Below are 23102 nucleotides of genomic sequence, written 5' to 3'. Positions count from 1 at the left end.
TCCTGTGCCCCTACCGCTGCTCGGCGGTTGGGCTGGATGTGACAGTCCATCTCCGCCGACCTCGGATTTGTAGGGCAACCGAAACAGGCCCGCGGGCGCGAGTCCTTCGAAGACGACGAGGGAAACCGTCTACTCGTTCATCGCCGTTGGCGATGCGTCGCGCAGCAAGAGCGGCCACGTCTATGGCTATCTGGTGCTCTCGTTTCCCGATGTTCATGGTCTCGGCTGGCGATATCAGGTCATGGTCGAGCCGGTCTGCTTGAGGGACGGCCGCGCAGAAGAAGTCGTCACACTTCGAATACCTTTGATTCCGGGGACCCGTTTGTTTGGGTAACGTGGCGCAGCACTGCGAGTTTGTGTTTTGCCCGACGTTCGAGCTCTCGTGGTGACATGGGAATCTTCCTCATCGGAAGACCCAACTGTCAACAACCTCCATCAGTTTTAGACCCTAGGCGCCTTGCACGGCTAGGCTGGAGTTTGAATTTTTTGCAGCTTGCCTGTTGCCGCGCGGTCCAGCGCTGCGGACCGCCACAGATGCGGCAGAAGTCTTGGTCGTATCGTCCTCAGTGGCATCTGAGGACGATACGACCAAAGCTGATAGGGCGGGGGAGGCGACAGCCTACCGGCCTAAGAAGTCCAGCAGCGCGGCGTTGAACTGCTCGGCGTGCGTGACGTTGAGGCCGTGCGGCCCGCCCTCGATCACTACGAGTTTGGAGCCGAGGATCGCCTCGTGGCTGCGCCGGCCGCTGATCTCGATCGGCACGAGTTGGTCAGTGTCGCCGTGGATGACGAGTGTTGGAACGGTGACCTTCGCGAGATCGGCACGAAAGTCCGTGCAGCCCCACTCGGTGATGCAATCCAGCGCGCCTTTCGGCGAGGCGTGGGCGGCGATTGCCACGTGGTACTGACGGTTAGGCTCGCTGATAAGCGCCTTCTCCGCCAGCAGACCAGTGCCTGAGGAGAAGAAATCATTCATGAAATTGTCCAGGAAGTCCAGCCGGTCGCCGCGCACGCCGTTCTGAAACTGCTCAATCGTGGCGTCATCGAGGCCACCGTCGGGGTTGTCGTCGGCCTTGTAAAGGTAGGGCGTGACAGCCGCTGCGAGCACAATGCCGGCGATGCGGCCCTTCGTACCGTGCCGGGCCAGGTATCGGACGACCTCGCCGCCTCCCATCGAGAAGCCGACGAGCACGACATCCCGCAGGTCGAGGTGCTCGAGCAGGGCGTCTAGATCCGAGACAAGGGTGTCGTAGTCGTAACCGGTCCAGGGCTGCGAGGACTGGCCGAACCCGCGGCGGTCGTAGGTGACGACGCGGTAGCCGGCATCGACGAGCGCCGGAATTTGCCTTTCCCACGCCTTGCCGGACAGCAGCCAGCCGTGGATGAGCAGGATGGCGCGACCGGCGCCTTGATCGGTGTAATGCAGGTCGATCGGGGTCAAGTTCTCGGTGTCGACGGTGAGCCTGGGCATTTTCGTGTCCCTCCGGCCTATCTGGGTTTGGGTTATTGGCTCTCGACTGCTAGCGCCGTGATGCGGCGTCCAACTGCTCCGTCGGTGACGAGATAGGTGACGGTGAGTTTGTTGATTTCAGATCCGTCGCGTCGCTGGCGTGAATAGGCCGCACGGTACAAGGCTGATGTCGCGTTCAAGGCGGTCGCCTTGGACTCGAGGACTGCGCTGTGGTCATAGTCTTCCCCGGCGCCATCAAGTAGCGACTGAATCAACCCGGTGACCTGCTCGTCGTCCGTCAGGGGTGAGAAGCTCTCGTCTGTCGTGAGCATCAGTGGCACACCGTAATATTCCAGCATCGATGCAGCGTCTCGCTCGCCTCGTCCTGCCGCTGCGAAGCAGTCGAGAAATTCGGTAATCCACTGGCTTACTTCTGTCTCGTTCATCATGATTTAGTACACCTTTCAGTTGAGGACTTAACTACTCAGTTACCCGAACGCTCGGTGGCATTCCAGAATGGTTCGCGGAGTTTGAATTTCTGCAACTTGCCAGTTGCCGTGCGAGTCAGTGCGGCACGGAATTCCACCGATGTCGGCGCCTTGTAGCGGGCAAGGCGGCCCTTGCACCATTCGATCAACTCGGCCTCCATATCCGGGCCTGGAGTCGCGTCGGTGTTAAGTACGACGAGCGCCTTTACCGTCTCGCCCCATTTCTCGCTCGGAACGCCGATGACCGCGACTTCGACCACCGCTGGGTGGGAGAAGAGGGTGTCTTCGACCTCGACAGAGGCGACGTTCTCGCCGCCGGTGACCACCATGTCTTTCTTGCGGTCGGCTATCGTAAGATAGCCGTCCTCGCCTAGGTAGCCGCCGTCGCCAGTGTGGAACCAGCCGCCATCTAGTGCCTTCGCGGTCTCCGCGGGCTGGTCCCAGTAGCCTGCGAACACCACGTTCGAGCGCGCCAGCACCTCGCCGGCCCCCTCTTCTGACTGATCGATCTTCAGTCGCCTGCCGAGTGCGGGTGTCCCGGCTCGGACGAGCTTGTGCGCAAGCTCCTCAGGGGTGAGAGCATCCCATTCGGCTCGGGCCCGATTGATTGTCAACACCGGTGAGGTCTCGGTGAGACCGTAGAGTTGGAGGAATTCCCAGCCCAGCTCCTCCTGAACCTGGACGACGACCTTCGTTGGCGGCGGCGCGCCGCCCATGATGATCCGTACCCGGTTGTGACCAGGGATCTCGCCCTCCCAGTTCTGCGCCGCCTCCAGCACCGCGGAAACGACCGCGGGGGCTGCGCACATGACCGTGACGCCGTGGTCGCGGACCCGGCGCAGGATCTCCGCTCCGTCAACCTTGCGGAGCACGACATGTTGCGCACCGACGGCAGACGCGATGAACGGCATACCCCAACCGTTGGCATGGAACATCGGCAGTGTGTGCAAATAGACGTCGCGGTCGCCGAGCTGCACATGCAGCCCGAGTGTCACCGCGTTGACCCAGATGTTGCGGTGGGTGATCTGCACGCCCTTGGGCCGTGCCGTCGTGCCGGACGTGTAGTTGATGGTGGCGGTTGCGCCCTCGTCATACTCCCATGCCTCGGGCTCTGTCCCGGGCGCGGCGTAGAGCGTTGCGTCGTCGCCGAGCAGGTACTTCTGCTCGCACCTCACGCCCGCCAGCGATTCCTCCAGCTCCGGGTCGATGTAGAGCACCCGGGCGCCCGAGTGATCGACGATGTACTGCACTTCATCCGGGCTGAGCCGGAAGTTCACCGGCACCAACACTCTGCCCCAACCGCTCACGCCGAAGAATGAGGTCAGTAGCCGACTGCTGTTGTGGCTCACAACTGCGACTCTGTCGCCCACGCCGATCCCGAGCTCGTCCAACTTCGCAGCCTGACGACGTGCCAGGTCGCCGACCTGCGCGTAGGTCAGCCCGCCCTGTGTCGGCGCCGGTTGTTCCGGCTCGTCGACGACACCAACGCGATCGCCGAAGGCCGCTACGGCACGATCGAGGAAGTCGTTGACGCTGAAAGGGACAAACATATGGTCCTCCTGTAGGCCTGAGGTGCTGTTGATCGAAACGACAATGTGCCGCATAGGCCCATCTATATGTCAATACACATTGATAGATTTAGCGCATGAGATAAATGTACGGGCATTGAGCTTCTCAATGTCCGTACATTAATCTCTCGGGTGAAGATATGTCAACGATTTTGCAAAATTGAAGTGCCAACTCCGAGATTAGACAAGGCCGCACCGAGTCGGTTGAAACGGATGGGAGGAATCTCGTTGCGGCAGTAGTTCTTTGGCGAGCTGGGCGGTGGGGACGGCGTCAAGTGGTGTGTCGAATTCGATCCATTTACGGCAAGGGTGGCTGAGCGTGTTCGAAGGTCCCGTGGACTGAACCTACAGAATGGGGATAAATCGCCCGAGGTTCGGCTGCACCTGCCGCGGAGGGCTGACATCATCGTCGTTGCGTCGTTGCGTCGTTGCGTCGTTGCGTCGTTGCCGACAACGCCCGTGGCGCCCCGCCGACCGACTCAGGTCTACGTCCGGCGCGTCTGTCGCCGAAGATGTGTCGCACCGGGTGGTGATTCGTGACGGAGGGGTCGATGGCACAGCTGTTTCCCCGCCTGTGCTGGCGACCGGCCGCGCTGCAACCTGCAAGGGCTGTCGACTTAATGTGGCGGTGCGGGCGCCGTGCGAGTTGCCTTTCTAAATGCCAGAGGAGAATGTCCGGACTATTGACTTTTGAATGTACGTACATTAGCCTAATGGGTGGAAATATGTCAACGCTGAGGAGAGCTGAAGTGTTACCCCCGAGGTTGGACAAGGCCCCAGTGCGTTTGTTGCAGCGTGCGACCGGAGTCCCGTTGTGGCAACAGTTGCAGGCGGACCTGCAGCTCCGGCTGCAGGAGGGAGAGTTCACCGAGGCCTTTCCTGGGGAACTGGAGTTGCGCGACGAGTACGGGGTGAGTCGGCATACCGTGCGGGAGGCATTGCGGGCGCTGCGCGAAGAAGGGCTCGTTACGGCCAACCGTGGCCGACCCCCCCGAGTCGGAGGAGAAGCAGAGATCACCCAACCTCTCGGGGCGCTTTACAGTCTGTTCGAATCCGTCGAGTCGGCACATCTACGGCAGCGCAGTGTCGTCCGCAGGCTGGAGGTGCGGGCCGACGCTCATGTGGCGGTGCGCCTCGGACTCGAGGAATCGACACCGCTGATCTATCTCGAACGGCTCCGTTTGGCCGATGAGCAACCCCTGGCCTTCGACTGCACTTGGCTGCCCGCCTCGATCGCGCGTCCGCTGCTGGAGGCGGACTTCTCGCACACCGCGCTCTACGACGAACTCGCCGCACGCTGCGGGGTGCGGTTGACCGGAGGCCACGAACAAATCAAGGCAGAGATCCCTACCTCTGCTCAGCGAAGCTTGCTCGAGATCGGCCCCGATATCGCCATAATGCGAGTAGAGCGCACCGGCACTATTAGCGGCAACCCGATCGAGTGGCGCACCACGCTAATTCGCGGCGACCGATTCAGCGTTCTCGCCGATTTCAATGCCCGATCCGGGTACATGCTCAACCTCGCAGCGCCCGTCAACCCGACGCAAGCATCATAGGGGCACGGATGAAACGACTTTCCTCCTCGGCCTCGGGGTGCGTGGCATACCAGACCCTTGATGATGTACGCAGCCATACCCGCCCGATCAATCTCCGTTCTCCGTCAGGCGGCTCTGCGCCTCGACCACGGTTGATGCTGATATCGACGACCAGTCGTCGCCGTGACGGCCGACGGGGAAACGAGCTCGCATCTCCGCCCTTCCTGCCTATGTCCCTGCACAACAACAGCTTTCGCCTACCATCTAGGCCTGATGCGATGGCGTTGAATGAACGACACGAGATCCGATGACTCTCATAGCAGTCATCCTGGGCGTATGTATCGGGCTCTGTCTCGGCGCCCTCGGTGGCGGGGGATCGATCATCACAGTCCCCGCTCTGATGTACCTCCTGCACCAGCCGCTCTCGATGGCGATCACCCAAAGCCTGGTCATCGTGGGTATCTCATCAGTCGTCGCCATGGCCGCACACGCGAGGGAAAGACACGTCCGCTGGCGAACTGGTGTCTGCCTCGGCGCGATCGGCGGCGCTGCAGCCTGGGCGGGGACAGCCCTCGGTCGACTGGTCACCGTCGATATCGCCATGGCGACATTCGCATGTCTGATGATCGTGGTTGCGGGATCACTGCTGATGCGATCGCCTCGTGCACAGAAGAAGGAACCGCAGAACAAGTTCCACCAAAGCCTCGCGGTCGGTGCTCACAACGGATCCCCGACAACTGAAGTCGATGTAGACGCCCTTCCCTTGGAAACCGCTTCGCCGAGTCGACTCGTGATCGCGATCAAGATCCTGCTCGCCGGGATCCTCATCGGCTTGCTCACTGGATTCTTCGGTGTGGGGGGCGGGTTCGTCATCGTGCCGGCCCTAGTCATCATTCTCGGATACTCGATGCCCGTCGCAGTAGGAACCTCACTTCTGGTGATCACTGTGAACTCGGTTGTCGCATTGACCGCCCGAGCTGGTCACGATGTTCTCGACTGGTCCATCGTCTTACCGGTCGCCATCGCCGCGATCATCGGATCGATTGCCGGAAAGTATGCAACTCAAAGGGTTTCAGAAAAGACATTGACCCGAGTATTCGCAGCGATGCTTCTCGTCGTGGCCGTCTACGTCGGAGCCAGAAGTCTCGGGCTGCTGCCGCAGTAGGCCAACAGCTCGCAGCCGACCACCTCACGGCAAATAAGCGGAACGCGCGCAACGACCCACCACATGTCACAGAGAAACGGAGTATCCCATGATACTGAAGCAGTTCTATCTCGAGTGTCTCTCACACGCCTCCTACCTGATCGCGGACGAAGCAACCAAAAGGGCGATCGTCGTCGACCCCCGCCGCGACATCAGTGACTATCTTGAGGAAGCACGGCTCCACGACCTCCAGATCGAAGCCGTGATCAACACCCACTTCCATGCGGACTTCGTATCTGGCCACCTCGAACTCGTCGCAGCCACCGGAGCGTGGATCGGGTTCGGGGAGACCGCGAAGACGGACTACCCCATTCGCCGACTGCGCCATGGTGAACATCTCTCGCTCGGCGCGGTCGATATCGAAATTCTCTCCACCCCGGGACATACCTGGGAATCCATCAGCTTGTTGATTCGCGAGGACGCCGCCGACCAACCTGCCGCAGTGCTCACCGGCGATTCCCTGTTCATCGGAGACGTCGGGCGCCCCGACCTGGCCAACTTGGGAGACGGCACCAATACCGATCTCGCGCGAGCCATGTACAAGACGATCCACCAGCACCTCCTGACCTTGCCCGACAATGTACTGGTGATGCCAGCTCACGGTGCAGGTTCCTCGTGTGGAAAGAACATGTCCACCGATCTCATCTCCACCATCGGTGAGCAACGCCTGACCAATCAGTCCATCCAGCCGATGACAGAGAACGAGTTCGTCGACATCATCACCTCCGGCCAGCCGCCAATCCCCGGCTATTTCAATACTGACGCAGACCTCAACCGACGTGTTCGAACCGTCCTCGATAGCTCTCGCACGATGCCCGAAATGGCTGTCGAGGAGGTCCGAGCGCGCATCTCTGACCCCGCTATACGGGTGATCGACACCCGCGACCCCGAGGAGTTTGCCCGCGGTCACCTGGCAAGGTCGGTCAACGTCGGTGCCCTCGGCCGGTTCGCCGAGACTTGCGGGATGGTGGCCGATATCAATGACTCCATCATCTTTGTTACCGCACCGGGCGACGAACAGGAAGCCATGATCCGGCTGTCGCGCATCGGCTATGACGATGTCATTGGATTCTTCAACACATCTGTTGCGGGCGACCCGTTCCCTGGACTGTCCGATCTCGTCGAAGACACTGATCGAATCAAAGTCTCTGAACTGATCTCGCTACTCGAGAAGGGCACTATCACATTGCTCGATGTTCGAAATCCTGGAGAACGGGAAATCGGGTTTATCAAAAGCTCTTTGCACATCCCGCTTCCGGAACTGGCTCATCGTCATGCCAGTATTCCGCAGGACAAGCCACTTGTCGTCTACTGCCGAAGCGGATGGCGTTCGAGCGTGGCCGCCAGCTTCCTTCGGACTCGAGGGCACCAGGAAGCCATCGACCTAATCGGCGGTTACACCGCATGGGAGGAAGAAACGGCTCCTACATCGTCTATCTGACCAAGATCGTGCAACTTTCAAGACCACCATCACGACGTACATGAGCCCCTGCACTTCGGTCCAATCGCTCGGCTCGCTGACCGATTTCGTCGCAGACTTGATGGTCTATCCATATGTACGTATATTATGAAACGAAATGACCGAACATTTAGTTTATTGGTCTCAACGCAAATCGACTGCAGCACATTTGTCGGCAGCGTGCGTGCGACTGGAGGCCCGTCCTCGGAAGCGACGCCTGTGCGTTCTGCAGTGCTCAATCGTCACGCTCACTCATCCAGTGAAAGGAAGCACATGCCTGATTGCCGGAACCATCCACAGGAACTATCTGTGACAGAGACGACCACCGTCAGTCGTTTCCCGATCCCCTCGCTCAACGACCTGCCTGAAGATGTGCGAAACCGCATTCTCGCCGTCCAGGAGAAATCTGGCTTCGTCCCTAACTCTTTCCTCGTGATGGCCCGCCGCCCAGACGAATTCCGCGCATTTTACGCTTATCACGATGCATTGATGGACAGGCCGGGCAACCTGACGAAGGCCGAACGCGAGATGATCGTGGTCGCCACGTCCAGTCACAACCAGTGCCAGTACTGCGTCGTTGCCCATGGCGCCATCCTGCGGATCCGCGCCAAGGACTCTTTCATCGCCGACCAGGTTGCAGCAAACTACCGCAAGGCCGACATCACCAAGAGGCAGAAGGCGATGCTGGACTTTGCGATCAAGGTGGCAAGCGAAGCCTACGAGGTTTCCGAAACCGATTTCGCAACCTTGGCATCGCACGAATTCACCGACGAAGACGTCTGGGATATCGCCGCGATCTCTTCGTTTTTTGGTCTCTCCAACCGCATGGCCAACGTGACGAATATGCGACCGAATCCCCAATTCTATTCTTTGGGTCGCGATGCAAACGACAAAAAGGGATAGGCGGAACGTCGGCGAGGTCCCCGCGATGCGCTTCGCGAATGTGGTTGCCGGTCCATCGATCGGGTGCGCTGTCGGAGGAGCGGCCGGGTTCCAGTCGCGGTATACGACTGGAACCCACAGGATTCGGTGATATTAGGGCGGATTCTGTTGTTGGGAAGCCGAGTTCAGGCGGGTGCGCCAGTGATCTCGTTCAAGATGGCGCATCGGGGGATCGGGGGATTATTTCGAAAGTGGTAGTCGCTCGCGGTGGTCTTGTGTTGGCAGAGTCAGAAAGTGCGGCGCGATTGCCTCAACACCCCAGGAACTGTTGTGCTGCAACGGGTGAGCGGAAGAACCTCCCGGCGTTCTCCGCTGTCTGGTGGGCGATGCGAGTTTTTTGGCTTGGTGGTCGAGGTGCTTCGAGTGTCAGTGTTCGACCGATGGCATCAATCTAGACGCGCCACAAGGTAACTCGTGATCATGTCGGGCGCTAGTACCTTCGGTATCCGACCTTACTTGCGCATCAGTTTGCCGAAGAAGCATTTCTTCGCGTTCGCGTTCGCGTCGTGGCTGGATCAGGATGTCGAGACCGGTCTCTTCCCGATCGGCAGCCCGCCATAGGTCCTCCCGGACGCTGCGGGTGCTTGTTCCCTTGAGGTCGATCCCGAGGGCCACGATGCAGCGCGACTCAGCGAAGTGCACGCCATCGACCGTCAGCGCCACCAGATCCAGCCCCTACAGTTCCCGCGATAGCATCTGGCTCAGGACGGTTTTGGTCACCGGTACGAACTTCCGGGATGCCGCGGACTTACTTGTAGCGAGGATATTCGGTCATCCGTTCACCGACCGACAACGGCGGGTGGAAAGGCCGCCGAGCACCTTCTTCATTGCCATCTCGCCCATGATCCCCGCCGCGGCAAACAGCTCGTACGAGGCGAACGGCAGCACACGGAGCCTTCGGCTGATCCTCTTCGCAGTAGGATCATCGGCACCCGCCGGCCGTTGAACGCTGATAGATCACCGATGAAGTGAACACACGAACAAGTGAAATCCCGCACCGGAGGAGAACTATGAACAGCTTGACCTATCGCGCTTATCAGGTGGCCGCGCCGAACCAGCAAGCCGAGTTCGTCTCGTTGACCGACGCAGATCTGCCGAAGGGTGATCTCCTTGTTCGCGTCACGCACTCGTCCTTGAACTACAAGGACGGACTCGCCATGCTCGGGAAGCCGGGCGTCGTGCGCTCCTATCCCATGACCTGCGGAATCGACTTAGCTGGAGTTGTCGTTGGGGGTGGAACTGAGGCGGGCTTCTCGCCCGGCGACGAGGTGGTGCTCACCGGCGCCGGACTGTCCGAGACACGCCCCGGCGGATACTCCGGCTATCAGCGAGTCGACTCCAGTTGGGCGATGCCGGTACCCAAGGCACTGGGATCGTGGGGCGCGATGGCCGTGGGCACCGCCGGACTGACGGCGATGCTGTGCGTGCTCCGGCTGAAAGGTGCTGGCGTCGAGCCGAAGTCCGGCGCTGTGCTAGTCACCGGAGCCACCGGCGGGGTGGGTAGCTTCGCCGTGTCGCTGCTCTGACGTCTCGGTTATGAGGTTCACGCTGCCACGGGCAAGGAGTCGGAGGCGAAGTATCTCGAAAACCTCGGCGCTGCCGAGATTATTTCGCGCAACAGCCTCAGCGGCGAGCCCAAGGCGCTCGGGAAACAGAAGTGGGCCGGGGCCGTGGATTGTGTCGGCGGTGCGACGCTTGCGAACGCATTGAGCCATATCGGATATTCCGGCGCCGTGGCAGCCTGCGGTCTCGCCGGTGGCCCGTCGTTGCCTGCAACGGTCATGCCTTTCATTTTGCGAAATGTGTCGCTTTTGGGTGTGGACTCGGTGAACGCACCCATGGATCTTCGTCGCGAAGCATGGAAGACCCTTTACGAGGTGTTCGGCAGGGAGGATCTCCGAGAGATGGTGACCGACGCTGGCTACGAAGACATCACTGAACTTGCCGCCAAGATTTTGGTCGGCGGAGTGCGCGGACGCGTGATCGTGAACATCGAGGGCATGTCGGACTGACACCTGCTACGCAGCATTCGGAACCCGACAGCACAATCAGGAGAAATGGCGGGCAGCCTGCCAGTCCGCTCAACCAGAGTGTCGATCGCGGACCAACTGCGAACGACGTTGAAAAGTGATTCTGGCCGCTTTCCGTGACGGCTCACCGGTGCGCCGTTCGAACGGGATGTGGAATCGGGCAAGGGATGATCGCCAGGAATTCGGCTCGGCATTCCACTGGCACCTACTCGACACGGGCATCGGACACGTCAAGATCCGACCCCGAACCCCACGTCTGAACGGCAAAGTCGAGCGCTCCCACCGCATCGATTCGGACGAGTCCCACCGACTGCTCGAAGGTGAAGTCATCCACGATACGAAACTCTTCGCCGAACGCCTCCAACAATGTAAAAACACTACAACTGCGACCGACCCCACGGCACCCTGAACCGTGCCGGGTTTGATGCCGCATCCGTTTTTGTGAAGGATGCAAATCATGCCCAAGCGTTACCCACCCGAGCAACGTGAGCGAGCCGTCAGGATGGTCCTCGATCATCTCGACGAATATCGGTCCGTTTACTCCGCATGTCAGGTGATAGGCCCGAAACTCGGTATCGGCGCCGAATCGCTGCGGAACTGGACCAAGCAGGCCCAGATTGATGCCAACCAAGTTCCCGGTGTCACTTCTGTGGAACAGCAAGGCATCAAAGATCTCGAGCGTGAGAACCGAGAACTCAAGGAAGCCAACGAAATTCTGAAGTTGGCATCGATTTTCTTCGCGAGGGAACTCGACCCTCGCCGCCGCTGATAGTCCAGTTCATCGACGATATGCGTGCACAAGATTTCAGGGTCGAGTCGATCTGCAAAGTGCTCACCGCACAAGGAATTCAGGTCGCCCCACGCACGTATCGCAACTGGAAAACCGCATCACCATCTGCAAGGACGATCACCGACGCCCACCTCACCGAGGAACTGCGAGCAACAATCGGCACCGTGGAAGGGCTCTACGGTCGCCGAAAGATGACGGCTTGTCTGCGCCGCAAAGGCCACCACGTCGCTGCCTGCACCGTCGACCGTTTGATGCGCGACGAAGGACTGAACGGGGTGGTCAGAGGCAGGCAGCACCGAACCACGATTCCAGGCGGCAAGGACAGTCGCCGGGCACCAGACCTGCTCGATCGCGATTTCACCGCTGAAGCTCCGAACCGCACATGGGTTACCGATTTCACTTATTGCCGAACGTGGGCGGGGTTCGTCTACGTCGCTTTCGTGATCGACTGCTTCTCCCGGGCAACCGTCGGCTGGCATGCCTCGACAGTGAAGGACACGGCGATGGTCACCACGGCGTTGAAGATGGCGTTGTGGCGACGCGATCACGGTGGATATCGGGTCGGTGATGGGTTGATCCATCACAGCGATGCCGGTAGCCAATATACATCTATTTCCTTCGCGGAAACGCTTGTGTTGGAAGGGATTGCAGCTTCAATTGGAAGTGTCGGCGACGCCTACGACAATGCCCTCGCAGGGTCGACGATCGGACTGTTCAAGACAGAAGCGGTTTCCAAGAGCAGTCCGTTTCTGCAAGGGGCGATCAAGACGATCGACGACATCGAATTCGTGACGATGGAGTGGGTGGATTGGTTCAATACCCGCCGTCTGCACAGCACCTTGGACTATGTCACTCCGGACGAGTTCGAGGCCGTCTATTACTCTCAATTATCGATTCTCCAACCGGGGATGTCGCCAGCATAGGAGCGGCAAGAAACCCGTGCGGTTCAAGGTAAGGGTAATTCTGACGTTTTCTCCAGCCGGAACGATGTCCCTCGATGCGGCGCAGCGCGGGAACGCCGACCAGTCGGGTCTGAATCACGGAACCCTGGTCACTCCTCAGGTATGGGGGAAGGGAGTGGCGGGGTGTAGGTCAGTTCGGCTTCACCGACGAGGTGACATCCTCGACTCCGTGAATCACGTATTGGACCTCTCCGTCGTCTCCGAACACAGGCTCGTTCAAAGGCTTGAAGTGTCGCTCCACGAACTCACCATCCAGTTGGATATCGTAACGCTGAATGGGTAGCACGTGCCCTGTTTTCTCATCCAGGACGCGCTGTAGTGCACGGCGCAACACTTCTGTGCCATTCGCGTCCGGGTTATCCGGGTTGTCGCCGAATTCGTCGGTGATTATCTTACCTAAAATATCATTGCGCTTACGGCCTGAACTTTCGAGGAATAAATCCGTTGCGGCCACGATTTGAAATTCGCGATTCACCACGATGTACGATACAGGGGCGCTGTTGAAGATTTGCTCGAAGTTTGGGACTTCAGATTCGTGTGTGGTCATTTTTTGGATTCCCCTCATTGTTTGAAAAGTTCGGAAATGCTGATCTGTGATGGGAAAGTTAGGCAATCAGGTTCTCGTCGCTGTATCGATATATGATCGAGCTAAGAGGGCCGTATTGCTCATTGTATGGGGATGTCTGCGGACTGCCCGGGTTCGAGGATTACAATTCGTGAACTCAGTCCTGCTTCCTCGAATACCTTCCGAATGCCGGCGGCGTCCTGCGTGAGATGCCCCCATGAATCCTCGTGGACGGGAACAATCGTAGATTCGGTGAGTATCGATTCGGCTGCCTCGAGCGCCAGTTCGTTGCTCAGCGTGATGAACGCACCGTCAGCGAGGACTTCGAATGACGGTCCACCCACGAACAAGACTGCGATGTCGATAGTGCCGAATCGTGTTTTCACGTCCTTGATGACGTCGAGGGATGAGTTGTCTCCGCTGATGTAGATCGTGGGAAGTCCTTCGCCGGACAGAACGAAACCCAGGACGGGCCCAATCAGCTGCCATACACCCTCCGGACCGTGCTGAGCAGGCACTGCCGTGATAGTGAGTTCGTCTCCTGACGGTAACCGGACCTTCTTGGTCTCGTACTCGCCCATGCCCACTACGTTTTGGCCGAACTTGGCGGCAACCTCGTGGGTTGTATAGACGAGTGGCACTCTCTTTAGGTACTCGCGGCCGGAGTAATCGAGGTTGTCCTCGTGCTCGTGCGAGGCGAGAACGACATCGACTACACCGATTTGTTCCGGTGTAAACGCTGGGCCGCGAGTTTTGGTCAGCGTCGTGACTAGTGGATGGGGGTACTCACGAGGAGGATCGAACGTCGGGTCTGTGACGATCCGAAGGCCTGCAATATCGATGAGGGCAGTGGGCCCCCCGACGAGGGTGATTTTTGTGTGCATAAGCGAAGGTTTGCACGTATCAGTTGCCTCTGATAGTACTAATTTTGTACCACCTGCACACTGCTGGCTACGGTAGCGGTGTTGCCGCTCAGCGGTGATATCCCGCGCGCTTTTTGCCCCGTACCATGGCGTTGCCGAGTACTATCGTTGGATGTGAGGGCCGGTAGCCGTATGCCACTGGTGGATTCAGGCCGATGAACACGTGTTGTCGGATTCCGGATAGTGCACGCTCGAAACTCGACCGCACGCTCTTAATACGACATTGTCGAATCCGTTCCAAAAACGTGCGGAACTGGTCGAAGGGAGCAGATCACCAAAATGGCTCCCGGATCGTTCGAATCAGGGGCTTGGGCGGCGGAGCGGAGCGGTTGTTGCGCGGAAGAAGGTGGCACGCTGAGATCGCGTGGCCGCTCCAGCGCTCTGGTACGAACAGTGTGTGCTTGATGATTGCTCGTCATTGTGCCGGGTTTACCGGCGAGGCCGAGCTTGGCTGACAGGAGGCCTGTATGCCTGATCGGGCAACAACTACGTCGGACCTTGTCTCGGAGGCCTGGATTCCGGCAACAGAATATGGTCCGGTATCCGCAGGGACGCATCTTGTTGGGGATCGTTGGTCGCTCTTAATTGTGCGCGAAATGCTAGTTGGCACGGTACATTTTAACGAGCTGTATCGCGCGTTGCCAGGGTTGTCCAGAAGTCTTCTCGCGTCGCGGCTGCGGTATCTCCAACACATCGGCATCGTCACGGCGTCCGTTGATCCGCAAGGCGCTCGCAATCGAAGTGCGCCTTACGCGTTAACTGCGTCGGGACAAGCCCTTGAACCTGTGCTAGCGGCGCTGGGTGCCTGGACGATCGCTTGGCGGATGTCCTCGGAGGAGGACGACACTGCGAACGCCGCTCTGCTCTTGTGGCGGATGCAGCAGAGCATTGATCGCTCGACTCTGCCCAATGGGCGAGTGGTGATTCAGTTCGTGTTTGAAAGTTCCGACACGGCATGCGGTTGGCTGCGCGTTGGGGCGGAATCCACGTCTACGTGCGTTGGAACGACGGAACGCGAAGTCGACCTGACCGTTCGGACGACCACAGAGGTGATGAGTGATCTGTGGTGGGGACGCCGGGCTTGCGAGAGAACTATCGCGGACCGCAAGATTATCTTCGACGGACCAGCGGACTACGCACGACAGTTCAGCACATGGTTCGGGAAACGGCAGGCCGTTCAACAAACATTGGCGATGAGTTAGTTCCGTCGTAGCGAGCATCCACTCGTAGCAGTACGTTGTCAGTCTCGCGCTAGGCCAAACTGTGCGACAAATTTTTGAGGCGTGGGGTCATCGCTGCTCGACAGCACATTGAACACTTTGTTTAGATGCCCAGCAGCCGTGGAATGTTTGCGCTTCTTTATCTGGGGCACAGCGAGACAGCTGAGGCTCGGCCGTATTCACCGCCGTGTTTGCGGCCATGGCTCAGCGAATTGATTCCGTTGGAAGAAGGCAGCTAGTCGAGCCGGGCTCCTGCCCAGCCGCTTACAGATGCCTGAGGATCCGTGGCCGGCGCACTGCGGATACCGGCGCCCGAACGGTTTGGAAGAGCCCGTGCGTCGAAGTTGACCGCCCGAATCAGCTTGACCAAATCTGGATCGGCTCTCCTGACGCAATACTGGAAGTGGAAATGTTGTGCATCGGTCTAGCTGGTCCTATCGGGCGGGTCGGTTTGCGTCATCGGGGGCTTGTCGTACGATTGCCGTCTTGTCTCGCTCACGTCAAACGGGCGGCCGCCGAGCGTCCATCGATTGCTGATTGGGCTAGGTTACTCTTCGGCAGAGTCGAGCCTGTCTGCAGAGCTTCGATCCACTGGGCGGTGGTTGAGACCGCGGCGAAGTTCGAGTGCAGTAGGACCATCAGTGCAGTGTGAAGAGACTCGGCGGAGACCACGCCAGCTGCGTTGGCGAGTGTCGTGGTACCCGTTGCATCGGAGAGGATTTCGGTGACGAACCCGAGCCCCTCGGCCTCCACTGCCGTGGCGAGATTGCAATTGTTGGTCGTGTATCCGACGATCGTGATGGTGTCGACATTGTTTGCATGCAACCATTGCGCTACATCCGTACCGGCGAACACGCTCCCGTACTGCTTACATACCCGCTTGGAAGCAGGGTCGATATGCCGTTCCATCGCTGGATGCAATGACCATCCCACGGTTCCCTCCACGAAAACGGGAGCTCCTTGCGGCATCTGGTGTTGAACTACGGCAACAGGCAGGTCCCGCGCGTTAGCCGACTCGATAGCGTCGATGATGTTGACGAAGGACTGTGCCCGCGACGGATACTGGATCTCGAGCGGCCCGGCGAAGTGCTCCTGTTGGACATCGACGACAATGAGGGCTCGGCGAGGTGCAGTCATTGATTACTCTCCTTCAGCTTCGTGTACGGCGCCTTGTTGAGGGGAGACGCAGTGGTTGGGAGAGACACAGTGCAGACACGCCAGGGTTCAGCGCTCAGAACATCTGTTCCTCTACGAGTGGCATGGAGCGCGTGCAATTACAGGCGATCTCGGAGAAATAGTTCAGAAGAGTAATGGTGCGAGTTCATATGCGCAGCGATGCAGAGAGTCGGTGTGTTCGAGCAATACGTTGATCCTGCTGGAAGGTCCGGCGAGGCAAAGAGCGCCGGTGACGTCGTCATGAACATTGCGCAAAGGCACTGCCAGGCAAGCCAGGTTTTTCTCAAGCTGATCGATCTGTACGGCGAGCTGCTGATTGCGGATGGTGGACAGTTCGGCGTCGAGGGCGGCGAGATCAGTGACAGTGACAGGGGTCAATTGTCTGAGGGGTGTGGAGGGTAGTGCTGTCTGCCACTGGGTGCGGTTGGCGAGTAGAAGTTTGCCGGCAGCCGAGGCATGAAGGTAGCGCACGAGTTCCCGATCGGCGCGTACGGGATGATCGGGGTCAGCATCGAGGACCCGCAACGTCCTGTGATGGAAAGCGACAACGTGGACCGCGAAACGGACGGTGGCGCGAAGGTCATCGAGCTGTCGTCGTGCGGCGGTAGAGACGATTGGGGTCGAGGCGGCCGTTACCAACCCGTCTAGGCGGGCGCCCAGACCGAATCCACGCAGGTCCGAAGTTCTCACCAGGAACTCCTCGGCGACGAGCGAGTTAATGAGCCGGTAAGCAGTGGCGTGCGGTAGGTGCAACGTGGCGGCAATTTCTTTGGCTGTGACACCGAGGCCGAGGGTAGCGACGACCTCAAGGATGTGAAGGGAATTCGAGACGGTGCTGGGATGGTGTCGGGACGGGTCCGGCCGTGGGCTCATCGGAACGGAACCGTGGGCAGTAAATCGGTGCGTTGCGTTTCGTCGTAGATGCCGACCGACTCCAGCCTCTGCGGAGCCAGGCATCGCAAGACGAGGGTGTACAGTCCGGCGCCGGCCATGATTGCGCCGTAGACGGCGATTGGCGCTAAGCGATCTTGAACGGCGAAGACGACGGCGGTGACCACGAGAAATGCCAGAACGGCAGTTGTCAGGATACCGAGTATCCAGATCGCAGGTGTCGATTCCCCTATGCGCCGCAGTAAGATTGGAGCAGAAAGGCAGCCTGCGCAGTAGCTGCCGATATATCCACAGGCGCCAAGAGTGAGGAACATGCGCAAGCCCTGGTCGGGCGAAACATCGACGAGCAGAACGACGATCGGTACGGCCGTCGCCACGACCATCGACACGGCAATGGCAAAAGCAGGGGTCTGAAAGCGATGGTGGGCGAGCCCGAGCGCGGCGGGGGCGACACCTTCGCGGCCCATGCAGAACAGCACCCGCACGAGTGCGTTGACCGACGCCAACGTGCAGGCGAAGAACGAAGCGGCGATTCCCAAATCAAGTATCGCTGTCAACCCGGTCGAGCCTTCGGATCCCAGCAACGCCACCAGAGGGGTTGCACTACCGCGCACCGATTCTGGAGCACTAGCGAGAGCGATTGCCTGCACGGGCACAGCGACTAGATACAGCGCGGCGGCCGCTACGGGAGTCCACCGAATAGCACGCGGAACCGACAGCAGGGGTTGGCGAGCCTCGCCGCTGAGAGTCGTCGAACTTTCGAATCCGACGAACGCACTGACGGCGACGACGACGCTCAGCGCCATACTTTGCGCGTTACCGTCCAAGCTCATGGCGGCGGCTACCGGGGCGCCGTTGCTGGTGCTGGTTGCAAATAGCAGGATCAACAGTGCTCCGACGAGCCCGATCGAGACGCATTCAACGAGCAGGGTGATCCAAGATGAGATCCGGATTCCGCGGATCATGACCAGAGTCGCCACTGCGGCCGCCGCCACCATCACAGCAACGATGACGCCGGTAGAGTTACTTCGCACCAGACCGGCGGTGGCAGCTATATGCGTGAGATAGGTTCCGACGGCAAGTAGGCCTGCCATGGCGACTGTCGCGTACCCGGTAATCACGGACCACCCGGTTGGCACGGCAGCAGCGGGACCCAATCCGTGGGCCGTATAGCTGTAAATACCGCCGACCGAGGCCATCCGCTGCGCCATCGGGCGTAAGCAAGCGGACACGAGCAAGATGACTACCGCAGCGCACAGGAAAGCCACGAGCGCCCCGCCGCCACCAGCAGTGCTGATAACCAGCACGGGCACCACCGCCGCAGCACCGGAGGGAGCTACTGCGGCTACTGACTGGGCGAACACGGGAATGAAGGACAGTCGACGTCGAGGCAATCCCTGAACGGGGGACTGCGCCGCTACTAGCGCTCGGTCGTCCGGCGAAGCGGTCATTGTGTGCCCCTCTGAAAGAAGCGCCGAAGTAACCTGATATCAGGCAGTGCTACGGCCGGATGTGGAGAAGGATGTCGTACTCAGCGTTGGATCTATCTGTTGCCGATAAGTGACCGCAATGTTTCGTCCACGTTAACTGGAACGAGAAATTTTCGATGGGAAGTTCTCGGTCTTCTTCACGCTGCCGTGTGCTCCCAGTCACAAATGAGGGATACAGTTTCGAGCAGAACCTCAGCTGTGACGCTCCAAGAAGTCTGAAACGTGTTGAAAACCTGTCGACTCGCAAGCGACTTACGTTGCGTGGAATCGAATCAGCTGTACCTCGGAACGAACCTGGCTGTCGTACCGTTCCGGAATCCGTAACGGATAGACCGTCGGCCGAGCGTAATTGCTCGTAGTGTCGTTCGCCGAAATCGTTTCCACGCAGTGCTTCCGTTGGCAACCTGCTGGCAGGACAGGCGAGAACTGTAGAGCACTGGTCGACGTCGCAACCTAGCTTCTCGTAGGTCGCTCGACTCGACTTGGCCTGAATACGTTCCTATTTGGTGCCAGAGGGCGGGCGCACTGGCACCAGTTCGACAATCCGGTCGCGGGCCGATCCCAAGGCTCGATCGGAGCCTCCATTCTGAACACCCTCGTGAAAGACGAAGGAAGCCATGACAACCAACATTCCTACGCATGCAGGTGCGGTGAGGGGCGATACCCCGCACAGACTTGCAGGTACTCTGGGCCCGGGTGCCATTGTGTTCATGGTCGTGGCTGCGGCCGCCCCGTTGACGGTCATCGCCGGGACCGTACCTCTGGGGATCGCCGCCGGTAATGGTGGCGCTTACCCCGCATCATATTTCGCCTGTACGGTAGTGCTGCTATTTTTTGCCGTCGGATTCACCGCGATGGCAAAGCATCTACCTGGCGCCGGTGCGTTTTACACCTACATCACCCACGGCCTGGGTAGGCATGCTGGGCTCGGCTCTGCATTCCTGGCACTGCTGTCCTACACCGCAGTCCAGGGCGCGGTGTACGGATACATCGGCGCCGCCATCAACGACTTCATAACGACTCACGGCGGTCCCGATACTCCGTGGTACGTATGGGCCTTAGCCGTCACATGCATAGTCGCGGTCCTCGGATACCGGCACATCGACCTGTCCGGCAAAGTGCTCGGTGTGCTCCTCGTCTGCGAAGTCGGCATCGTCCTCGTCATCGACGTTGCAGTCATCATCCAGGGCGGCGGAGATGAGGGATTCTCGACGGCAGCGTTCCGCCCCGCCGAATTCTTCTCCGGAGCTCCCGGTATCGCGTTGATCTTCGCCATCGCGGGATATATCGGATTCGAGGCCACGGCTATCTTCCGCGACGAGGCACGCGACCCCGGCCGCACGATTCCTCGAGCAACTTATTTGGGGCTACTTTTCATCGGCGGTTTCTACGCACTGTCGAGCTGGGCGATGGTCAGTGCATGGGGAGACGAAGGTTCTGTAGCCATGGCCACCGCGAATCCAGAGGGAATGATCACCGAGACTGCAACCCGCTATGTGGGCGTGCTCGCCGGTGACCTCGTCCAAGTCTTCCTCATCACGAGCCTATTTGCGTCGGTGCTGTCCTTCCATAATGTGCTCTCCCGGTACATCTTCTCCCTGGCGAACAGTGCGGCCCTGCCTGCGGGATGTGGACGCTCGCACCTCAAGCATGCCTCGCCGTATATCGCTTCGGTCGTGCAGACGGTATCCGCGCTCGTCCTGATCATTGCGTCCGCCGTTGCAGGGCTCGATCCGGTGAGCGAAGTGTTCGCTTGGTTCGCCGGTGTGTCCTCGGTCGGCATAGTCGCACTGATGGCGCTGACCTCCGTGGCCGTCCTTGTCTACTTCGGCAGAACAAAGGTGGACCGGCGAGTGTGGAACACAATGATCGCTCCATCGCTCGGCCTTGCCGGTCTGTCGGGGCTTCTCGTCATGACTGTCGTCAACCTCCCTCTACTCGTTGGCGGGTCAGGCAGACTCGCCGTCCTCATCGGGGTCCTGCTCGTCGGTACGTTCGCCAGCGGAATCACCGTTGCCGTGCTGCGACCCCACGCCGCTCGTCATGGCACTGCTCAACCTCGGCACAACACGATCGACAACATCATCGATAAGGAGAATTCACGATGAGTACCACCACCACCGAGACAGCTTCGGCCCTCGGTTCCGCTGCTCCCATCCATCCGCTCACTCCGTTGTCGGCAGACGAAATCCGCTCCGCAAAAACGCTACTCACTGATGAAGGCCTAGTCGGCGAGAGCGTGCGTTTCGTTTTCGTCGCACTCGCCGAACCGAACAAGTCCGCAGTCCTGGAGTTCACGCAGGGCGACCCGATCGAGCGACGCGCCCAGATCTTGCTGCTCGATCAATCCTCTGGAATCGGCACCGATCTCGTCGTGTCTGTGACAGAGAACCGGATAATCAGTTCGAAGACCGTCGACGGCCACGTACCCATCCTCGACGAGGAGTTCGAGGACATCGAATCGTTTCTCCTCGACAGCCCCGAATGGCTCGCAGCAATGGCAAAACGCGATATCGAACCATCGAAGGTCCGCGCAGTTCCCTTGTCTGCGGGCATGTTCGGCCACGAGGACGAGCTCGGCCACCGCATCATCCGAGTGCTGGCGTTCTTTCAGGAAGACAAGGCAGACCTGCCATGGGCACACCCGATTGACGGGGTCGTGGCCTATATCAATCCCACCGAACGTCGCGTGATGAAGGTAGTCGACGAGATCGTGCTTCCCGTCCCCGCAGAGCGGGGCGAATGGGACGCTGAACCGCATGCGACACCCACCCGCACAGATCTCAAGCCGATCGAGATCACCCAGCCTGAGGGCGCCAGTTTCTCGGTCGACGGCAACGAGATCACCTGGGCCGACTGGAAGTTTCGCTTCGGTTTCGACATGCGTGAAGGTTTGACGTTGCACCAGCTCTCGTTCAATGACGGGGGAGTCGAACGGCCCGTGATCTACCGCGCCTCGATCGCCGAGATGGTGGTTCCCTACGGGGATCCGTCACCGGTCCGGTACTGGCAGAACTACTTCGACCAGGGCGAGTACCTGTTCGGGCGGTACACCAATGCCCTTGAACTTGGCTGCGACTGCCTCGGTGAGATCCAGTATTTCGACGTCACGATTGCGGACGGGGCCGGTGACCCGCGGGTGATGAAGAACGCGATCTGCCTCCACGAGGAGGATTACGGCGTCCTGTGGAAGCACACCGACATGTTCAACGGGATGACCGAGACTCGCCGCTCACGCCGTCTCGTCATCTCGTTCTTCACCACGATCGGCAACTACGACTACGGCTTCTACTGGTACCTCTACCTCGACGGCACCATCGAACTCGAGGCGAAGGCCACTGGGATCGTTTTCACATCCGCCTACCGCGGGCCGGAGGGGTTCTCCACACAGATAGCACCCGGGCTCGGCGCCCCATTCCATCAGCATCTCTTCTCCGCAAGGCTGGACATGGCTGTCGATGGCAATATCAACACCGTCGAGGAAGTCGATGCCGTACCCGTTCCGATAGGCCCGGACAACCCGTGGGGCAACGCCTTCCGCTACCAAAAGACCAAGCTGACCACCGAATCCGAGGGGCAACGCACCGCTGACAACCTCAAGGGGCGAGTGTGGCATATCACGAATCCTACGAAGCAGAACCGCCTAGGACAGGATGTCGCATACGCCCTGCACCCAGAAGGACAGCCGACGCTTTTGGCTGACCCGTTGAGCTCGATCGCTTCGCGTGCCGCGTTCGCGACCAAGCATCTGTGGGTAACACCGTACGAGGAGTCCGAGCGTTATCCCGCGGGGGACTTCGTCAACCAGCATCCGGGCGAGGCAGGCTTGCCAAGCTTCGTGGCCGACAACCGTGGCATCGAGGCTGAAGATCTCGTGCTCTGGCACACGTTCGGACTGACCCATTTTCCCCGGCCCGAGGACTGGCCGGTCATGCCTGTCGACTATGCCGGATTCAAGCTCACCCCCGTCGGATTCTTCGATCGCAACCCCGCACTCGATGTACCGGCAAGTACCGCGAAGCACTGCTGCGAAGGCTAGTGTCATGTCCTCCGTAGTTTCGCCGATCGCTCGCCGCGCCAGTCGGTGGTTGCGGCGAGCGGCCGCGGCCCTCGCACTTATCTCGGCAGGACTGCATGCAGCCTCGCTGGGCGGGCATGCCACATCGCTGACGCCACGCCTGGTGATCGCGGCGATGATCGTCGGTTGCCTGTTTTGTGCACGACATCTGTGGGTGCGTGGTTCGCATCGCGATTGGGGACTCGTTGCGATAATGAACGTCGGCATGATCGCGGTACACGCGATGATGATGAGGCCCGAATCTGTTGGTACCAACCACCATGAACACCCGGTAACGGCGGTCTCAGTGTCGATGGATCATTCGATGCCGCCCTTGATGGTGACAGCACTC

18 protein-coding genes and 3 pseudogenes are annotated in these 23102 nt (G+C 59.7%); 12 read left to right on the top strand and 9 right to left on the bottom strand.

The window, feature by feature from the left end; all coding sequences use genetic code 11:
• Window positions 1–619 precede the first annotated feature (619 nt).
• Genes ACVZUB_RS30520 through ACVZUB_RS30510 form a run of 3 tightly spaced genes read right to left on the bottom strand, consistent with a single transcriptional unit; the run spans window position 620 to window position 3488 of the window.
• On the bottom strand, window positions 620–1471 hold the full coding sequence (locus tag ACVZUB_RS30520) for an alpha/beta fold hydrolase (RefSeq protein WP_482628823.1): 852 nt from the start codon (window positions 1469–1471) through the stop codon (window positions 620–622).
• Window positions 1472–1503: 32 nt separating this feature from the next.
• Window positions 1504–1899 carry a DUF6841 family protein gene (locus ACVZUB_RS30515; protein ID WP_482628822.1) on the bottom strand — a complete coding sequence of 132 codons (396 nt, stop codon included), beginning with the start codon at window positions 1897–1899 and terminating at the stop codon, window positions 1504–1506.
• A gap of 35 nt (window positions 1900–1934) precedes the next feature.
• The gene (locus tag ACVZUB_RS30510; protein ID WP_482628951.1) at window positions 1935–3488 is read right to left on the bottom strand and encodes an AMP-binding protein; all 1554 of its coding nucleotides are present in this window, start codon (window positions 3486–3488) and stop codon (window positions 1935–1937) included.
• A 767-nt stretch (window positions 3489–4255) separates the two neighbouring features.
• Between ACVZUB_RS30510 and ACVZUB_RS30505 the strand changes: the two genes are divergently transcribed.
• The 9 genes and pseudogenes from ACVZUB_RS30505 (at window position 4256) to ACVZUB_RS30465 (ending at window position 12389) form a co-directional block, all read left to right on the top strand.
• Window positions 4256–5062, top strand: a complete 807-nt coding sequence (locus ACVZUB_RS30505; RefSeq protein ID WP_482628821.1) for a GntR family transcriptional regulator — start codon at window positions 4256–4258, stop codon at window positions 5060–5062.
• Window positions 5063–5348: 286 nt separating this feature from the next.
• On the top strand, window positions 5349–6206 hold the full coding sequence (locus ACVZUB_RS30500) for a sulfite exporter TauE/SafE family protein (RefSeq protein WP_482628820.1): 858 nt from the start codon (window positions 5349–5351) through the stop codon (window positions 6204–6206).
• Window positions 6207–6294: 88 nt separating this feature from the next.
• Window positions 6295–7686, top strand: coding sequence for a rhodanese-like domain-containing protein (locus ACVZUB_RS30495; protein ID WP_482628819.1), 1392 nt, complete (start codon window positions 6295–6297; stop codon window positions 7684–7686).
• Window positions 7687–8013: 327 nt separating this feature from the next.
• Window positions 8014–8607 (top strand): peroxidase-related enzyme, encoded by a 594-nt coding sequence (locus ACVZUB_RS30490; RefSeq protein ID WP_482628818.1) that lies wholly within the window; start codon window positions 8014–8016, stop codon window positions 8605–8607.
• Window positions 8608–9066: 459 nt separating this feature from the next.
• On the top strand, window positions 9067–9207 hold the full coding sequence (locus ACVZUB_RS30485) for a hypothetical protein (RefSeq protein WP_482628817.1): 141 nt from the start codon (window positions 9067–9069) through the stop codon (window positions 9205–9207).
• 449 nt (window positions 9208–9656) lie between these two features.
• Window positions 9657–10172 carry an alcohol dehydrogenase catalytic domain-containing protein gene (locus tag ACVZUB_RS30480; RefSeq protein WP_482628816.1) on the top strand — a complete coding sequence of 172 codons (516 nt, stop codon included), beginning with the start codon at window positions 9657–9659 and terminating at the stop codon, window positions 10170–10172.
• Between the two features lie 15 nt (window positions 10173–10187).
• Window positions 10188–10658: pseudogene (locus ACVZUB_RS30475) on the top strand (zinc-binding dehydrogenase); the annotation flags it as partial.
• 229 nt (window positions 10659–10887) lie between these two features.
• Window positions 10888–11165: pseudogene (locus tag ACVZUB_RS30470) on the top strand (integrase core domain-containing protein); the annotation flags it as partial.
• Window positions 11134–12389, top strand: a protein-coding gene (locus ACVZUB_RS30465; RefSeq protein WP_482628815.1) for an IS3 family transposase whose coding sequence is annotated in 2 segments (ribosomal slippage) — window positions 11134–11407 and window positions 11407–12389 — 1257 coding nt in all. Because the reading frame shifts where the segments join, the coding sequence is not laid out codon by codon here. The pseudogene ACVZUB_RS30470 and the gene ACVZUB_RS30465, both read left to right, overlap by 32 nt.
• A 169-nt stretch (window positions 12390–12558) precedes the next feature.
• On the opposite strand, the gene ACVZUB_RS30460 is transcribed toward ACVZUB_RS30465, so the two are convergent.
• Window positions 12559–12975 (bottom strand): PAS domain-containing protein, encoded by a 417-nt coding sequence (locus ACVZUB_RS30460; RefSeq protein WP_482628814.1) that lies wholly within the window; start codon window positions 12973–12975, stop codon window positions 12559–12561.
• Between the two features lie 119 nt (window positions 12976–13094).
• A complete protein-coding gene (locus ACVZUB_RS30455) occupies window positions 13095–13877 on the bottom strand; it encodes an MBL fold metallo-hydrolase (RefSeq protein WP_482628813.1) in 783 nt (260 codons plus the stop codon).
• A gap of 506 nt (window positions 13878–14383) precedes the next feature.
• On the opposite strand from ACVZUB_RS30455, the gene ACVZUB_RS30450 reads away from it, so the two are divergent.
• The gene (locus ACVZUB_RS30450) at window positions 14384–15118 is read left to right on the top strand and encodes a winged helix-turn-helix transcriptional regulator (protein ID WP_482628812.1); all 735 of its coding nucleotides are present in this window, start codon (window positions 14384–14386) and stop codon (window positions 15116–15118) included.
• Window positions 15119–15631: 513 nt separating this feature from the next.
• Here the strand turns inward: ACVZUB_RS30450 and ACVZUB_RS30445 are convergent.
• From ACVZUB_RS30445 to ACVZUB_RS30430, 4 genes and pseudogenes are all read right to left on the bottom strand, one after another.
• The gene (locus ACVZUB_RS30445) at window positions 15632–16273 is read right to left on the bottom strand and encodes an isochorismatase family protein (RefSeq protein ID WP_482628811.1); all 642 of its coding nucleotides are present in this window, start codon (window positions 16271–16273) and stop codon (window positions 15632–15634) included.
• Window positions 16274–16435: 162 nt separating this feature from the next.
• Window positions 16436–17002 (bottom strand): IclR family transcriptional regulator domain-containing protein, encoded by a 567-nt coding sequence (locus tag ACVZUB_RS30440; RefSeq protein ID WP_482628950.1) that lies wholly within the window; start codon window positions 17000–17002, stop codon window positions 16436–16438.
• A gap of 6 nt (window positions 17003–17008) precedes the next feature.
• A pseudogene (locus ACVZUB_RS30435) lies at window positions 17009–17185 on the bottom strand (helix-turn-helix domain-containing protein); the annotation flags it as partial.
• Window positions 17182–18654, bottom strand: a complete 1473-nt coding sequence (locus tag ACVZUB_RS30430; RefSeq protein ID WP_482628810.1) for an APC family permease — start codon at window positions 18652–18654, stop codon at window positions 17182–17184. The pseudogene ACVZUB_RS30435 and the gene ACVZUB_RS30430, both read right to left, overlap by 4 nt.
• A 656-nt stretch (window positions 18655–19310) precedes the next feature.
• On the opposite strand from ACVZUB_RS30430, the gene ACVZUB_RS30425 reads away from it, so the two are divergent.
• Window positions 19311–20801, top strand: a complete 1491-nt coding sequence (locus tag ACVZUB_RS30425) for an APC family permease (protein ID WP_482628809.1) — start codon at window positions 19311–19313, stop codon at window positions 20799–20801.
• On the top strand, window positions 20798–22732 hold the full coding sequence (locus tag ACVZUB_RS30420; RefSeq protein WP_482628808.1) for a primary-amine oxidase: 1935 nt from the start codon (window positions 20798–20800) through the stop codon (window positions 22730–22732). The genes ACVZUB_RS30425 and ACVZUB_RS30420 overlap by 4 nt, the downstream gene beginning before the upstream one ends.
• Window positions 22733–23102: the final 370 nt, after the last annotated feature.

This window comes from Rhodococcus sp. OS5 (assembly GCF_056837585.1).
Note: the sequence above shows the minus strand (reverse complement) of the source record. Positions and strands in the feature narration are given on the sequence as shown.